Below are 13,540 nucleotides of genomic sequence, written 5' to 3' on the forward strand. Positions count from 1 at the left end.
CCGACGCGAGCAGGCAGCATCGGCATCTCCGTCCGTCACAGCCATTCTCCGATCGCGGCGACAAGGACGGTGCTTTCGAAGCGGGCGGCGAGTTTGTCGAATCGGGTGGCGATCGCCCGTGCCTTTCGAGGCGGTTGAGGCGACCGTCCTCATAGCGGCCATCGGCGAATGGCTGTGACCAGCACACATCAAGCGCGTCCAAAACCAGCCCGCAGGCATGGAGGTGCTGTCACTCCACGGCAGCATTGAGGAGAATCTGCGCCAGCTCGCGCGGCTGGGAGAACATCGGCCAATGGCCAGTGTCCATCTTGACCAGCCGCCAGCGCTTGCTGTTCAGCAGCTCAGCCACATCTTCGTCGGGCTCGGCGTCGTCAGGCTCGGCCCCTGGCATCACGCACAAGATGTATGTCGCCGGAAGTTCACCGAGCGGCCCCGACAGCACAGCGGGCTCGGTCAGCGTGGCACCTGGGTGAGGCGTCGAGCCACGCACGAGGCGTGCGATCTGCTCATCGGTGAGACCCTCGCCGTCGTAATGAGCAGCTGGCGCGAGCGGCCAAAACCCTCCGCTCTCGGCGATCGATGCCTCCGCTGCCGCCCCGCCGGCCGGCCAGGCGGAGACAAACGACTCGCCGTCAGCTGGAACGCTTGAGGCGACGAATATTACGCGGGCCAGTCGGTCACCGATCCGCTCCGCGGCCTGACCTACCGGGATGCCCGAGTAGCTGTGACCCACCAGGACTACGTCACGCAGACCCTGGCGTTCTACCTCGGCAACGATGTCCTGGACGTGAGTCGCTTGCCCCGCCGGTACACCCTGCTTGTCAGAGAGACCGGACAGCGTCAACGGATAGACGCCGTGGCCAGCCGCGCGCAGATACGGCACCACCTCGCCCCACGCCCACGCCCCGAGCCGTGCACCTGCAACCAGCACGAAATTCACCATGCCCGCACCGTAGCCAGGCAACCTGACGATCTCCTAGGAAATACTTTCGATACACGCCCTACCCGGACCATCCCCGCAGGCAAGGGGTCGACCGCTCCAGGCCGCGGCCAATGGCTTCGGCCTGTGGAGCGTCCCCGCGAGCGCAGGGACGACTTGGCCATATAACGCCGTCCAGTAGCAAAGTTCCAGCACCCTGCTCTGGGCCCCGGCTCGGATCGGTCGCCTCTTCAGCCGTCGACTCCCTAGAGCATGGTGAGTGCCTGCATCGCATCGTGCTCGATACGCGCGAGGTCACTGAGTACGGAGCCGGCCCGCACGAGATGGTTGGCGTCACCGGATGTGCCTGCTGCTGCGATGAGTGCGGCCACTTCTGTCCAGAGGGCGGCGGCCTCGGTGAACAGGCCGTGGCCAGTGCGCAGGTGGTTGCTGTAGATCAGCTGGGCGCACTCGGCGAGGAAGTCCCGGTAGAGGTTGCGGAAGAGGGCGCCGCCGGTGCCGGCCCTCTCCATGAGGACTGCGGCCTGCGGCAGGTCCTTGAGCGGGTTGTCGCTGCGCTGCAGCCATTTCGGCACTTGCTCGGCTGCCTTCGCGATGCCCCGGTGGCCCAGGTTCGCGATGGGCGGGTGCAGGAAGGCGTCGGCGCAGGTCGTGATCGCGGGGATGATCCGGTCTTGGGGTGGCGTCAGGACGCGGGGCGCCGTGATGGTGAAGGAGCGGTTCTTGGCGGTCATAGGGCCGCGCTCGGCCCTGGCCCTGGCCAGGCTGGCGAGACTGGTCGAGACGGCTCCGCCCTGCGGGTCGGTGTCCTGTAGGTAGGCGTCCTGTTCGTCATAGCCGTACATGGCCACGACGTGCCCGCCGAAATGCACCTTGGTGCTGAAGTAGTCCAGGTGGTAGCTGTCGAGCTGAAGGCCGACCGGCCGACCGGCGTCGATGGGTGCCGCCACGTTCTGCCACGCCTTGCGCAGGGAGGTGGTCTCCCCGACCAGAAGCTCAAGTCCGAGCATGGCAGTCAGGTTCCTGGTGAGCTCGAACGGCTTGACCCGGCCACCTAGAAAGGGGAAGCCCATGCTTTTGCTGTCCCAGTAGATGAAGGACAACCCGGAGCCGAGCCCGAACAGCATGGGTTCGGACAAGTCGAGTCCCTCATGCCGCAGCAGCATGCCCAGTGCCGTCGTCTCACAGTGCTGCATACCGCGAACATCGATGTCTTTCACCACGGCCATGCCGCACATTCTCCTCCTCACCCGCCGACCACTCGCACTCAAGTGGGTGGAACAGCGGACGAGATGCGTCAGCACCCGGCCGAGCTGGGCCTCAAGGGCGGGCTGCCATATGGAGGGGCTCGCAAGCCTCTGCCGTCCGCCGGTGCGGGACAGCTCGCAGCCCTCGCCGAACTCGACATCGACTGGGCACAGTAGGTCAGGCAGCTGAAACCGCGTGGAACCCGTGGATGGTCCTCTGGGAAGATCCTCACCATGCCCAGTCCCACCGCAGAAGAGCTGCTCGCCTCAATCGGTGGGCTGTCCCCCGAGCTGGCGCCGCAGGCCGCCGATCGCATCGATGAATGCAGAGCCCTGCTCGCGGCAGGCACCGACATGGACGCCGTCCAGCAGCATCTGAAAGACCAAGGCGTCCCCATCATGATCGCAGTACTCATTACCACCAGGCTGATCGGCGACCACCCCAGCAAACTGAAGGCTGCACGAGAGATCGTCGAATGCAGCCCAGCACGCACCCCCAGCGCTGCGCTGAGCAGGCCACGGCACTGAACGACACCTGCTCCAGGTAGCTGCGCAACACCGCACCACGGTCCGGCACGCCACCGCGCTCGACCTCGCGAAGCCGGTGGCGTGCGGGGGCCGGTGTGGCCTGTGTGGGCGGCCCGCCGGTACTGCTGCCCCCAGAGCGTTCTGGGCACCTGGCCTCACCACCGCCACGCTCAGACGTCGGCGTCGAGTGGGCACAGTCCTGACCGCAGTGCTGGCTGACCACCGTCCGAGGTGGTCAGCCAGCACACCCTGGACTCCGAAGCCGGCCGTGGGAAACAAGGCCGGGCGGGAGTAAGGGGTTCCGCGGCTGCGGTCAGGCCGCTCGCGAATGCCGCGGGAGGATCTGCCTCACGACCTGTTCCTGGCCCCGGGCGGATTCCAGTACGGCTTCCGGCCGCCGAAGACGGGCCCTGGACAGGCGCACGCGCGGTTCGAACCGCCGGTCGGCCTGCTGCCGGACCTGCCACTTCATGATGGCCAGTGCCGCCTCCACGTCGCTCAGCGGGGCGTTGAACCGCGTGATCCGGTCGAAGGCCCGTACCCAGCGATTGGCCATGCCGTCAGGGGGGCCGCAGGCGACCAGGAAGGCGAAGCACAGCTGGCGGCCTGGCGGCTGGCCGGCAGCGCCTGCCGGTTGACGATCCGCGCGGCCGAGCTGACGGGCAGCAGGTGGGTGCCGCCGGCCAGTTCCTGGAGCTGCCGCAGGGACGGTGCCCCGCCGATTCGTAGAAGTACTCCATCGCCTCGCCCAGGTCACCGAGGGTGGTCGCGTCCCGTGCGTTGGAGTGGCGTCCTGGTCGCGAGCGTCGAACAGCCGTTGGACCCACTGTTCCGGGCCGGTGTCGCTCACCGGCCGTTCAACAGCTGGGTGGTGGCCAGTTCGTGGTAGAGGGTGTCTGCTTCGAGGAGTTCGGAGTGGGTGCCCACCGCCCGTACGTGGCCGGCCTCCATCACGATGATGCGGTCGGCTCTGGTGACCGTGGACAGGCGGTGGGCGACGACGAGGACGGTGATGCGACCGGCGATGTCGGTGATGGTGTCGCGCAGCGCCGCCTCGTTGGCCGCGTCGAGCTGTGAGGTGGCTTCGTCCAGCAACAGCAGTCTCGGGCGGCGCAGCAGGGCCCTTGCAATCGCGACGCGCTGGCGCTCGCCGCCCGAGAGTCTGCTGCCACGGTGGCCGACGTCGGTGTCGAGGCCACGGGGCAGGCGGTCCGTCACCGCGTCGAGGCGGACGAGGCGCAGGGCGTGACGGAGCTCTTCCTCCGTGGCAGTGACGTCGCCCAGCGTCAGGTTCTCGCGCAGGCTACCGGCGAGGACGGGCGTGTCCTGTTCTACATATCCGATGGCTGCGCGGAGTTCGGCCAGGGGCCACTGCCGCACGTCCGTCCCGTCCAGCAGTACCTGGCCGGCGTCCGGGTCGTAGAAGCGTTCGATCAGGGAGAAGACCGTGGTCTTGCCCGTGCCGGACGGCCCGACGAACGCGGTCAGGCCTCCGCCGGGAACGGTGAAGGAGACACGGTGGTGGACCTGGGGCAGTCCGGGGCGGTAGGCGAAGCGGACATCGCGGAAGGCCACGCGGGCGGGCAGCGGATCCGCCTTCGGCCGGCTCGCACCGCCTTCTGTTCCGCGGCGGGCGTCCTCGACCTCCAGGCTTTCGACCTCCAGGATCCGGGCGGCGGCGGCCGAACCGATCTGGAACTGGCCGACGCCTTCCACCAGCTGGCCGATCCGGGGAGCGAGCGCGAAGAGGTAGAGGAGAAAGGCGACCAGGGTGGAGACGCTGATGGCGCCGGAGGTGACGCGCGCGCCCCCCACTCCCAGCACGACCAGGAAGCAGACCTGCACGACGACCGCCGACAGGGTCGCGGACACCGCGTCCCAGGCGGCAGCGCGGACACCGGTTCGCCGGGCGTGCTCGGCCGCCCGGTACAGGGCTTGTGCCTCCTGCTGTTCGGCCCCCGACGCCTTGATCGTGCGGAAGGCGCCCAGGGCTCGTTCCAGCGCGGCGCCCATGTGGCCGACCGCCTCCTGCGTATGCCGGGTCGCCCGGCCAATCCGTGGGGCCACGACAGCGACGACGATGCCGACGAACGCCATCACGCCGAGCGTGACGCCGAGCAGGACGGCGTCGAGCAGGCCCATCGTGATCACCGTCGCGAGGGTGATCAGGGTGCCGGTGACCGCGGCCGACACCGCCCGAGGAGCGCTTTGCCGCAGCAGCGCCGTGTCGGAGGTGACGCGGGAGATCAGGTCACCTGGTTCGGTGCGCTCCACCACCGGTACGCGCAGCGCCAGCAGACGGTCGGTCAGTCGGCGCCGGGCGGTGCAGACGATGGTCTCCGCGGACCGGTCCAGCACGTAGTGCCCGAGGCCGGCGAGGATCCCTCCCGCCGCCACGAGCACGCTGAGGGCGATCACGGGGCCGTATGCCGGGCCTCCTCGCCCCATGTCGTCCATCACCTGTTTGGCTGCCATGGGCTGGGCCAGGCCCATCACGCTGCCGAGCAGACCCAGCAGGACACCCACCGTCATGCGGCCGCGTTGCGGTCGGAGGTGCCCGATGAGGGCGAGCGAAGCAGTGGTCACGGGCTCACTCCACGGTGAAGAAGCGCTGGAAGTACCCGGCCGGCGTGCCCTCGCCGACGGGTTTGCCCTCGGCTTCCACCCAGGCGTGCGCGGCGAACGGCGGGCGGGTGCGTACCCCTACGCACCAGGTGGGCCACTGGCCGCGGCAGCGGCACAGCAGAACCGTGGCCAGGGACCGCGGCAGGCAGCCCTTGTGCCCGCCCGCGGCCAGGCTCACGGCGAGTACCGTCTCCCGGGCCGCTTCCGCCTCGGCCAACGTGGCGGGCCGGGCTCCGCGGCGGAGCCGGGCCAGCACGGCCCGGATCCGCTGGGGCGGCAGGGTCGCCAGCACATGGGCACCGCCGATCACTATGCGCGCCCCGAGGCGGCGGGCCAGGGGGACCGAGCGAGGGCGGTAGGGAATGGCTTCCGGGGTCGACATCTGCGTATCCCTTCTCCGGGGCGGTCGGCGGCCGGGGCCGGCTACGGCGTGATGAGCCCTGCGGAGCGGAGGTCTTCGACGATGCTCACGACGTCCTGTGCGGCCACTTCGGTGTCCACGTCCTCGTACCGTTCGACGAGGGCCGCCGCCGCCCGCTCGGCGCTGTGGCCGGCCAGCAGCTCACGGAGCACGACGGCCGCTGTGGGGTTGAGGGTCCAGTACTCGGCGCTCTTCTGATCGAGCAGGGCCATGCCGTACTCGGTCTCGGTCAGTAGCACCCCGGGCTTCAACGTACACATGGGCTCACCTTTCCCGTTCCGTCAGGGGCCGTGTCCGGGACGGTGTCATCTCCCGGGAGCGCAGCCATACTTCGCAGGCCACGGTCGGGTGCAGCAAGTAGCTCTCCGTCTCGGCCGACAGGGCCCGGCGGCACCACTCGCGCAGGACCTTCACGTCGACGAGGCCCAGCCGGGCGAGGCGCGACTCCTCGCACAGCGCCAGCAGGCGGGCGCGGTGGCGGCGCAGCCCCGCCTCCTCCTCGAAGGTGGCGTTGGCCTTGGTGCCGCGGGTGCGGCTGGCCTCGGGGACGATGCCGCGCATGGCTGCGACGATCAGCGGCTTGTACTGCCAGGGCGTGATCCGCTCCTGCGGCCGGATGGCGAGGGCCGCCTCGATCACCCGGTCGTCGTAGTACGGGGCTGCCACCGTGATGCCCAGTGGGGCGGCCATTTGGCCGATGTGCCGGGTCCATTGGGAGATGCCGTCCATCGCGGCCATCTCCCGGTGCTCGCCGTGCCCGCGGCCACGGGGCTCGGTTTCCGGGAGGTGGGCGCGGAGCAGCTCGCGTACCGCCTCAACGGCCTCGGGCGTGGCCCAGCCCGGCATGCGCGGCGGCGCAGACCAGTCGAGCAGCGGTTCGTCCGCCGGGGCCGGGGGCGCGTTCAGGTCGCGGGCGACTCTGCCGAGCCAGGCGCGATAGGAGCGGCGGTCCAGGAGCTGGCGCAGTACGCGCCGCCGGGACCACTGGTACTTCGCGGTGTATCCGCGCAGGTCCCGCAGAGCGGTGAGGGGATGCGTGCCCATCAGCGCGTGCAGGCGGGCGGGCGCTCCGGCGAGGAGTTCGTCGCCCCCCAGGCCGGTCAGGTGCAGGCTCGATCCGCGGGCGGCTGCCAGGGCGATGATGTGCATGCGACGGTTGCGGTCGACCGTGAGGATGCTGGGGGTGTCCAGGAGGTCGTCGAGGGTGTCGATCCCGTCGAAGGTCATGGCCAGGTCGGGCGCGGGGACGATATGGTGCTCGATCGTCCCCAGTGCCCTGATGGTCCGGCGGGCCCAGTACACGTCGTCGCCGAGTTCGTCGTGGATGGCAGCGGTGTACGCGGCGACCTTCGCGTCCCCGCGGGCGGCGGCGCAGCACACGGCGGTGGAGTCGAGCCCGCCCAGGTCGGCCGTCACCAGCTCGCGCCCGCGCGTGCGCGTGGCGACGGCGGCGGTCAGCGCCTCTCGGAAGCGCCCGGCACCTTCGGCCAGGGTCAGGTGCGGACTGGGGGGCGACCACCAGCGGGTCTCCTCGGCCCGTCCGTCGGAGTCGAGCGTCAGGTAGTGGCCGCCGCTCTGGGCGTGTACGCCCTTCCACATCGGGGAGCCCGACAGCGGGTGCGGCACGCCCAGGGTGAGCAGTTCCAGGGCGAGCCTGCGCTCGTCGAGTTCGGCGCCGATCAGTTCGGCGAGTACGTCTGCCCGGTCGGAGGCCAGGCCGACGCCGCCGGCCGCCGGGAAGGTGGCATCGGTGAAGAACACCCGCTTCATGCCTACGACGCCGCCCTGGACCCGGACCCGCCCACCGCGGCTGGCCACGAGGTGGAGGCTGCCGACCCAGGTGGCGCTGATGCGGTCGAGCGCCGACAGGGACGTGCTTTCGGCGGCTGCGGCTGCGCGTCGGGCCGCTTCGGCGGTGACGGAGTGTTCGCCGAGCACGGCGAGACGGGTCCCTCCGCACTCGCCCACCACCATGCTCGAGGGTGCCCAGCGCCCCACCAGCCAGGGGCGCCCGGATCGGTGGCGCAGACCCTGGACGGCATGGGTGAGCGCTTTGGCGGCGACAGCGGCGGCCGCGTCGGTGTCGGGCAGGACGGCGAACCAGGCGGGCAGGGCCTGGAGTGACAGGGAGTCTTCCACGACTACTGCCTTCGGTCGGCGATGTACGGGAAGCAAGGTGGCCGGGTGGCGGCTGGGGGCCGCCACCCGGTGGCCCGGCCGGCAGTTCAGCGGCGCGGCCGGACCCTCACCTCAGAGGAGCTGCTTGCCGCCGAGGACGTCCTTGGGCCCCGTGTTCTTGATCCCGGTCACCTTGCGGAAGCTGCCGGCCTTGGTGAGGGTGGGGCGCTCATACGTCATGGTCGAACTCCTTTTCGCTTCGAGGATTGCGGTGTGCATGCGCATGCGGCGGATTCCCGATCCGAAGACCGGTCGTTCCGCTCGACCACGCTACGTAGGGTGAATGGATCATCACAATGGCGTGTTCGGTCCGGGCCGCTGCACGCCCGCGGCGCGCAAGTCGCCTTGCGCGCCGACGAACGGTACCGCCCGCCTCCGGATTCGCGGGGAATACGACCGCGTGCGCAACACACACAACAGCGAGGATGTAAAAGCACATTTTCAGTGGTGCGGGGCGGCCGCCGCGGCGAAGGATGCCGCCCGGGCCGGCACCGAGGTCAAGGCCGCACGCCGTTCGTCCTCAGCCATCTTCGCCTCGGCTACTGCGGCCGTGTCTGCGCTCTGAGGACCAGCACTGTCAGTGCCTTCAGCGGCGGCGCGAGCACCCGCCACCAATGCGCCGAGTACGAAAACCGCAGCACGGTACAGCCCCGGGCCTTGCAGCAGGCCTCGTTCGCTGCGGCGGCCTCCGCCGCGAGAGCCTTGATCGCCGCGTACAGGTCGACAGTGGCCTTCGGGCGGCAGCACCCAGGTCCCCTCGTTGTGCACAGCACGCCATGGTCCCGAGGCAAGCACCGAGGTGTTTCTAAGACCGTGTCCTATGTGGTGAGGCGGACGAGGCGTTTGTAGCAGCAGAGGGTGGCGGCAAGGCCGAGGAAGGCCAGGTAGTTGCGGGGATGGCGTTCGTAGCGGTGGTTGAGCCGGCGGTAGCCGGTCAGGACATGGTCCGCTCGATCACCCACCTGCGCCGGCCGAGCCGTTCCGACGACTCGACACCCTTGCGGGCAACGCGGACACCGATCCGCTTGCCGCGTAACCATTTACGCAGGTGGGGAACGTCGTAGGCCTTGTCGGCGTGCAGGCGCTGAGGCTTGAAGTGGCGGCCGCGGTGGGGGTCGTGTCTCGTTTGGTGACCCATGATCATGGGCTTCAGCCCGAGGCTGTCGTGGGTGTTGGCCGCGGAGATGCCGACGATGAGGGGCAGTCCGTTCGCGTCCGACAGGACGTGCATCCTGGAACCCGGCTTGCCCCGGTCCACGGGACTCGGACCTGTGAGTTCGCCCCCTTTTTAGCCCGGACGTGGGCGGAGTCGAGGACGGCGCGGGAGAGGTCGAGGAGGCCGGCGTCGTCGAGGCGGTGCAGGATCTCTTCGTGCAGTCGGCCCCAGACTCCGGCCCTCGACCAGATCAGGAACCGGCGGTGTGCCGTCGACTTCGATATCCCGAAACAGGGCGGCAGAGCCCGCCAAGCGCACCCGCTGACCAGCACGTAGATGACGGCCGCGAACAGCGTCTCATCAGGCGTGTCCTGCGTCCCGCCGCCCTGCGACCGCACCTTTGACGGTGGGATCAGCGGCTCCGCGATCTCCCACAACCCGTCCGGAACAATCCAACTCCAAGTACCCCGCCCCATACAGAGGTCAACGACCAGAGGTCAACGACGCCTCACCACATAGGACACGGTCTAAGAGGTCGCGCGGATAGGCGCGGTCGGGGACGTCGGCAACAGTACGGGCGCAGGTCTCGGTGATCATGCAGTTGCGACGTTCTGTGATCACTGGGGAGACCTGTGCCCGCACTTCGAGGATGCGGCCGGATAGCGGGAGCGCCTGTCGACCGTGGCGGCCGCCCCTGCCGACCGCGGCGATCTCTCGGCCGCGGTCATCCGCCCCGACGGCATCGTCGCCTGGGCCGCCGCCCCGGGCCTGCCCGCAGACACCGCAGCTCTGGCGACCGCGCTGCGCACCTGGTTCGGCGAACCGCACACACGTGCGCCGAACGGCCAACAAGGTGAACCTGGCCAACCTGCAGGCAGAGAAAGCATCGGACAACGCAGAGGGGAGGTCTGATTGTGTGCGATCCACTCTGCCGGCCGGTTCGGCACAGATCTGCCCTGATGCCCCCGAAGGGCCGCCCCGCCTCCGCACCGGCAAAACATCCGAGGAGCAGGAACGACGATGGCACCCGATCCGACAACCGCCCAGGTGACCATGACCCTGGCTGCCCTTGCAGCCACCGGGGCCACCCCGCGTCCGTCCGGGGAATCCCCGCAACAACAGACCGAACGAATCATCACCGGCATCAACGCGCAACTGAGCGATCCCAGCCTTGCGACGCAGGGCGCGTGGAGGCTGGTGTGGCTGGCCCTGAGCGAGGCCAACGCGAATATGGCCTACATCGCACGGAGCACCAACGGCTCGAACGAGTTCGCCGTGGTCGCTCGCGGAACGGACGCCGATCTGACCGACATCCTCGAGGACCTCGATGTCGGCACAGTCGTCCCGTTCCCCGAAAGCGGATCGCCGAAGCCCATCGCCGTTTCCAAGGGGGCGATGGATGCGTTCGAACGGGTTGTCAACGCCCGCTCGATCGCCTCCCCCTCCCCGAACGTCACGCTCGCTCAGGCGCTCACCGCCGCACTCAACTCGGCGCCCTCCTCGCCGCAGCCGACCGTCTATCTGACCGGTCACAGCCTGGGCGGTTGCATCGCCACCATGCTCGCGCCGTACCTGCAGGCACAGACCTGGCCGAAACAGCCGAAGTTCGCGGTGATCACCTATGCCGCTCCCACCGCCGGCGTACAAAGCTTCGTCGACTACTTCGACTCCGTGCCGTGGGTCATCGACGAGCGCCACAACAACGCCTACGACCTGGTACCGCACGCGTGGGCCGATCTCGAGACCGCCGCCGGCTGGTACCCCAGCCCGGGACCGCAGGCAACCGAAGAAGTGAAGCTGCTCATCGGGGCGCTCTCCAAGCGCACCAAGGGCAACGTCTACGTCCAGCCCGGCACGCTCTACCCGATGAACACCAGCTACACGAGCCTTGCCAAGAACCTGGTCAACAAGACCACCCAGGACTTCCTCGGCCAGGTCGCCTTCCAGCACGCCAACTCCACCTACCTGGACCTGGTGGGAGCGCCTGCCGTCCCTTCCGCACCGGTGGTGACCGCCGTGACCCCCACCTTCGGCGAACCAGGCGCCACGGTGACCATCAACGGCACCGGTTTCAGTAAGGACAGCATGGTCGACTTCGGCCGCTTCGCCTGCCCCACGCGCAACATCGACTCCGACAGCAGGATCACCGCCAAGGTCCCCGACGGAACCGGCGTCGTCCACGTCCGCGTCACCAACACCCTCGGCACCTCCCCGGCCGTCGCGATGGGGCAGTTCGCCTATGGCGGACCCGCACCTGTGGTGGTCAGTGCCGTCAGCCCGACCAGCGGACAAGTCGGCACCCCGCTCACCATCAGCGGCTCGGGCTTCGCAGATGGCGCCACCGTGCACTTCAAGGACAAGGCATCCGATTCGGTCAAGTTCGTCTCCACCGGGCAGATCACCGCAACCGCGCCCGGTCAGCTCGACGACCACCAGACGGTGAACGTCACCGTGACGGTCGGCAAGGCCACCTCTCCCACCAGCCCGGCCGACGAGTTCACCTACACCGGACGGTAGCGTCCGCACGCCCCGTTCCCGGGTTGGCCCTTCGAGCAGCCCCGGGCCCTTGCCGCCGACCGGCCGAACCGTGCCCGGGCGAGGGATCGCCGCAGGACTGTTCACCCTGCGGCTAGCAGACCACGGAGCTGTGCGTCACGGCGAGCAGCTGCCGGGCGACCAGGTGTCCTGCACGCCCCGCCCCGCCCGGGGCGGCCCCGCCGGGCGACACCCCCCGCCCTTGGACACCGGTACTAGCCGGGGGCAGCAAGGCGGGCGCCCGGTTCACCGGCGCAGCCCTCTCGCACCTGCACCGTGGCGCACCATGCGACAGACACAGCGGCGCCCCGGACCCGAGCAGGTCCGGGGCGCCGCTCACGCAGGGTTCGCAGCGTGGTGCTGGGCCTGCGGCTGGTCGGGGTTACTGAAGATTTCAGGGTGGGGTCGGTGGGTTGATGGCCAGACCGGTGGCGGTGAGGCAGCTGTCGACCAGGTGGGGCCGGAGTTGGATTCTGCGTAGCTCGCGGCGGAGTGTGCGGTCGAGGTCGTCGGGTGTGCCGAAGGCGGTGTTGGCCGTCGCTCTGCGCACGAGTGACCAGACGGCCTCGACCGGGTTCAGGTCTGGTGCGTATGCCGGGAGGCGGATAGTGGTGAGCCAGTCGTGCTCCGCCTCGTACCGCTTCAGCCCGGTGGCGAGGTGGGTGTTGAGATTGTCCCAAACCACCACGATGGGGCCGTCGAGCTGGATGTGCGCGCGGACCAGGAGGTCGCGGTAGTCCTGCCAGGAGAAGCTCCTGCGGGCGCCCTTGAGCAGGAGATGGTTGCGGGGACGGTGAATGAGGCGGCTCTTCTCGCCGGGTTTGTAGCAGCACAGCGCGGCGACCGAGGTCCGGCGGCGGGAACGGTCGCGGACGCGGACGACTGGGGTCTGCCCGCATCGGCTCCAGGTGCGGGCCCGGGGCGGAGTCATCGAGAAGCCGGCCTCGTCCTCGAAGACGATCCAGGCCCCGGACGCCGCCGCGAGACTTTTACCCGTGGCCAGACCTCCTTCTTCCACAGTTCCACCGCGTGCTCGTCACGCTCAAGGGCTCTGCGGGCGGGTGCCTGCCAGGACCAGCCGTGCCGTTTCAGCAGCCGCCATACCGTCGCTACCGACAGGCTCACCCGCAGACGCCGGCGGATCAGCGTCTGGACCCGGGCCAGCGTCCAGCGTTCGTCGTCGAAGCCGTGCGCCGACGGGCCTTTGCCGAGTTCCTCCTCGAGCACGGCGAACTGGGCATCGGTGACGGTCGGGGCGTTTGCCGGACCCGTCGAGCGCAAGCCCTCCATGCCGCCCTCGCGCCAGGCACGACGCCAGCGTTCCACCGACCTCACACTCACCCGCAGATCCTTCGCGATCACCGCGGTCTTCTCACCCGCCGCGAACCGCATCCCGGCCTGAAGCCGGATCCCCTCACGAAACGCCCGACGCTCAGCGGTCAGGCCCCCACCCTCTGCATACCTCACCTCACCGGCATACCGCAGGGATCATGAACCGTCACTACCCGACGACAACGCGAAATCTTCAGTAGCTGTCCTGCGCGGTCAGGAGCAGGACCAGGGGGCCTTGGAGCGGGTGGTCCCGAGCGCGGTGGCCACCGCTTCGGCCGGCATACCGTCGTCGCGCAGCGCGCCCGCAGTCTCCCGGCTCACCCGGGCGGCGATCCGCTCCTGCACACCGGCGGCGCGCAGCCCGTAGGGTCGGCTCCGGAAGCAGACGGTGAACCATTCCACCCCCAGCCTGTCGAGGGCCGCGCTCGGGTGGCTGTCGGGTGGCACGTCAGCCCTACCGGGCCGGCGTTCGGGCGGCGGATTTGGTGAGGTCCGGGCCGTACGATCTCCGGTGTGATCCGTCCCGTCTCAGGTCCTCTCACGTGGAGGCACCCCCTTGCTGCATTTGTGCCGACTCT

General features: G+C 69.3%; 16 protein-coding genes and 1 pseudogene. 5 read left to right on the forward strand and 12 right to left on the reverse strand.

Annotated features, from left to right (window positions below; translation table 11 throughout):
- Window positions 1-229: 229 nt before the first annotated feature.
- Both OG373_RS02775 and OG373_RS02780 read right to left on the reverse strand, forming a co-directional pair.
- A complete protein-coding gene (locus tag OG373_RS02775; RefSeq protein ID WP_405435552.1) occupies window positions 230-943 on the reverse strand; it encodes an alpha/beta fold hydrolase in 714 nt (237 codons plus the stop codon).
- 242 nt (window positions 944-1,185) lie between these two features.
- Complete coding sequence (locus OG373_RS02780) at window positions 1,186-2,169, reverse strand: BtrH N-terminal domain-containing protein (RefSeq protein ID WP_405435553.1); 984 nt, start codon at window positions 2,167-2,169, stop codon at window positions 1,186-1,188.
- Window positions 2,170-2,232: 63 nt separating this feature from the next.
- Here OG373_RS02780 and OG373_RS02785 point away from each other — a divergent pair, with 63 nt between their 5' ends.
- The gene (locus tag OG373_RS02785) at window positions 2,233-2,364 is read left to right on the forward strand and encodes a hypothetical protein (RefSeq protein WP_405435555.1); all 132 of its coding nucleotides are present in this window, start codon (window positions 2,233-2,235) and stop codon (window positions 2,362-2,364) included.
- A 57-nt stretch (window positions 2,365-2,421) separates the two neighbouring features.
- Window positions 2,422-2,715, forward strand: coding sequence for a hypothetical protein (locus OG373_RS02790; RefSeq protein WP_405435557.1), 294 nt, complete (start codon window positions 2,422-2,424; stop codon window positions 2,713-2,715).
- A gap of 313 nt (window positions 2,716-3,028) precedes the next feature.
- On the opposite strand, the gene OG373_RS02795 is transcribed toward OG373_RS02790, so the two are convergent.
- From OG373_RS02795 to OG373_RS02820, 6 genes are all read right to left on the reverse strand, one after another.
- The gene (locus tag OG373_RS02795; protein ID WP_405435559.1) at window positions 3,029-3,271 is read right to left on the reverse strand and encodes a hypothetical protein; all 243 of its coding nucleotides are present in this window, start codon (window positions 3,269-3,271) and stop codon (window positions 3,029-3,031) included.
- 290 nt (window positions 3,272-3,561) lie between these two features.
- Window positions 3,562-5,301 (reverse strand): ABC transporter ATP-binding protein, encoded by a 1,740-nt coding sequence (locus tag OG373_RS02800; RefSeq protein WP_405435561.1) that lies wholly within the window; start codon window positions 5,299-5,301, stop codon window positions 3,562-3,564.
- A gap of 4 nt (window positions 5,302-5,305) precedes the next feature.
- Complete coding sequence (locus tag OG373_RS02805) at window positions 5,306-5,722, reverse strand: lasso peptide biosynthesis B2 protein (protein ID WP_405435563.1); 417 nt, start codon at window positions 5,720-5,722, stop codon at window positions 5,306-5,308.
- A 41-nt stretch (window positions 5,723-5,763) separates the two neighbouring features.
- Window positions 5,764-6,021: a lasso peptide biosynthesis PqqD family chaperone gene (locus OG373_RS02810; RefSeq protein ID WP_405435565.1), complete on the reverse strand. Its 258-nt coding sequence runs from the start codon at window positions 6,019-6,021 to the stop codon at window positions 5,764-5,766.
- Window positions 6,022-6,025: 4 nt separating this feature from the next.
- Window positions 6,026-7,900, reverse strand: coding sequence for a lasso peptide isopeptide bond-forming cyclase (locus tag OG373_RS02815; protein WP_405435567.1), 1,875 nt, complete (start codon window positions 7,898-7,900; stop codon window positions 6,026-6,028).
- A 111-nt stretch (window positions 7,901-8,011) separates the two neighbouring features.
- On the reverse strand, window positions 8,012-8,119 hold the full coding sequence (locus OG373_RS02820; protein ID WP_158688462.1) for a keywimysin-related RiPP: 108 nt from the start codon (window positions 8,117-8,119) through the stop codon (window positions 8,012-8,014).
- 103 nt (window positions 8,120-8,222) lie between these two features.
- On the opposite strand from OG373_RS02820, the gene OG373_RS02825 reads away from it, so the two are divergent.
- Window positions 8,223-8,504 carry a hypothetical protein gene (locus tag OG373_RS02825; protein ID WP_405435569.1) on the forward strand — a complete coding sequence of 94 codons (282 nt, stop codon included), beginning with the start codon at window positions 8,223-8,225 and terminating at the stop codon, window positions 8,502-8,504.
- A gap of 253 nt (window positions 8,505-8,757) precedes the next feature.
- Here OG373_RS02825 and OG373_RS02830 read toward each other — a convergent pair.
- Window positions 8,758-9,571 (reverse strand): annotated as a pseudogene (locus OG373_RS02830) (IS5 family transposase).
- A 205-nt stretch (window positions 9,572-9,776) separates the two neighbouring features.
- On the opposite strand from OG373_RS02830, the gene OG373_RS02835 reads away from it, so the two are divergent.
- Both OG373_RS02835 and OG373_RS02840 read left to right on the forward strand, forming a co-directional pair.
- Complete coding sequence (locus OG373_RS02835; protein ID WP_405435571.1) at window positions 9,777-10,007, forward strand: hypothetical protein; 231 nt, start codon at window positions 9,777-9,779, stop codon at window positions 10,005-10,007.
- A 108-nt stretch (window positions 10,008-10,115) separates the two neighbouring features.
- Window positions 10,116-11,612 (forward strand): IPT/TIG domain-containing protein, encoded by a 1,497-nt coding sequence (locus OG373_RS02840; protein WP_405435572.1) that lies wholly within the window; start codon window positions 10,116-10,118, stop codon window positions 11,610-11,612.
- 412 nt (window positions 11,613-12,024) lie between these two features.
- Here the strand turns inward: OG373_RS02840 and OG373_RS02845 are convergent, their stop codons facing one another.
- From OG373_RS02845 to OG373_RS02855, 3 genes are all read right to left on the reverse strand, one after another.
- Complete coding sequence (locus OG373_RS02845) at window positions 12,025-12,561, reverse strand: transposase (protein WP_405443911.1); 537 nt, start codon at window positions 12,559-12,561, stop codon at window positions 12,025-12,027.
- Complete coding sequence (locus tag OG373_RS02850) at window positions 12,558-13,097, reverse strand: winged helix-turn-helix domain-containing protein (protein ID WP_397739876.1); 540 nt, start codon at window positions 13,095-13,097, stop codon at window positions 12,558-12,560. The genes OG373_RS02845 and OG373_RS02850 overlap by 4 nt, the downstream gene beginning before the upstream one ends.
- Window positions 13,098-13,175: 78 nt before the next feature.
- Window positions 13,176-13,409 carry a hypothetical protein gene (locus OG373_RS02855; protein ID WP_405435574.1) on the reverse strand — a complete coding sequence of 78 codons (234 nt, stop codon included), beginning with the start codon at window positions 13,407-13,409 and terminating at the stop codon, window positions 13,176-13,178.
- Window positions 13,410-13,540: the final 131 nt, after the last annotated feature.

This window comes from Streptomyces avidinii, from assembly GCF_045161815.1.
Classification (GTDB): domain Bacteria; phylum Actinomycetota; class Actinomycetes; order Streptomycetales; family Streptomycetaceae; genus Streptomyces; species Streptomyces avidinii.

Excerpts from the sequence above, each read along its gene's own strand:
- OG373_RS02810 (WP_405435565.1), bottom strand. The coding sequence starts at position 6,021 with ATGTGTACGTTGAAGCCCGGGGTGCTACTGACCGAGACCGAGTACGGC.
- OG373_RS02825 (WP_405435569.1), top strand. The coding sequence starts at position 8,223 with ATGGATCATCACAATGGCGTGTTCGGTCCGGGCCGCTGCACGCCCGCG.
- OG373_RS02785 (WP_405435555.1), top strand. The coding sequence starts at position 2,233 with ATGCGTCAGCACCCGGCCGAGCTGGGCCTCAAGGGCGGGCTGCCATAT.
- OG373_RS02795 (WP_405435559.1), bottom strand. The coding sequence starts at position 3,271 with ATGGCCAATCGCTGGGTACGGGCCTTCGACCGGATCACGCGGTTCAAC.
- OG373_RS02790 (WP_405435557.1), top strand. The coding sequence starts at position 2,422 with ATGCCCAGTCCCACCGCAGAAGAGCTGCTCGCCTCAATCGGTGGGCTG.
- OG373_RS02840 (WP_405435572.1), top strand. The coding sequence starts at position 10,116 with ATGGCACCCGATCCGACAACCGCCCAGGTGACCATGACCCTGGCTGCC.
- OG373_RS02780 (WP_405435553.1), bottom strand. The coding sequence starts at position 2,169 with ATGGCCGTGGTGAAAGACATCGATGTTCGCGGTATGCAGCACTGTGAG.
- OG373_RS02820 (WP_158688462.1), bottom strand. The coding sequence starts at position 8,119 with ATGACGTATGAGCGCCCCACCCTCACCAAGGCCGGCAGCTTCCGCAAG.
- OG373_RS02805 (WP_405435563.1), bottom strand. The coding sequence starts at position 5,722 with ATGTCGACCCCGGAAGCCATTCCCTACCGCCCTCGCTCGGTCCCCCTG.
- OG373_RS02845 (WP_405443911.1), bottom strand. The coding sequence starts at position 12,561 with ATGACTCCGCCCCGGGCCCGCACCTGGAGCCGATGCGGGCAGACCCCA.
- OG373_RS02775 (WP_405435552.1), bottom strand. The coding sequence starts at position 943 with ATGGTGAATTTCGTGCTGGTTGCAGGTGCACGGCTCGGGGCGTGGGCG.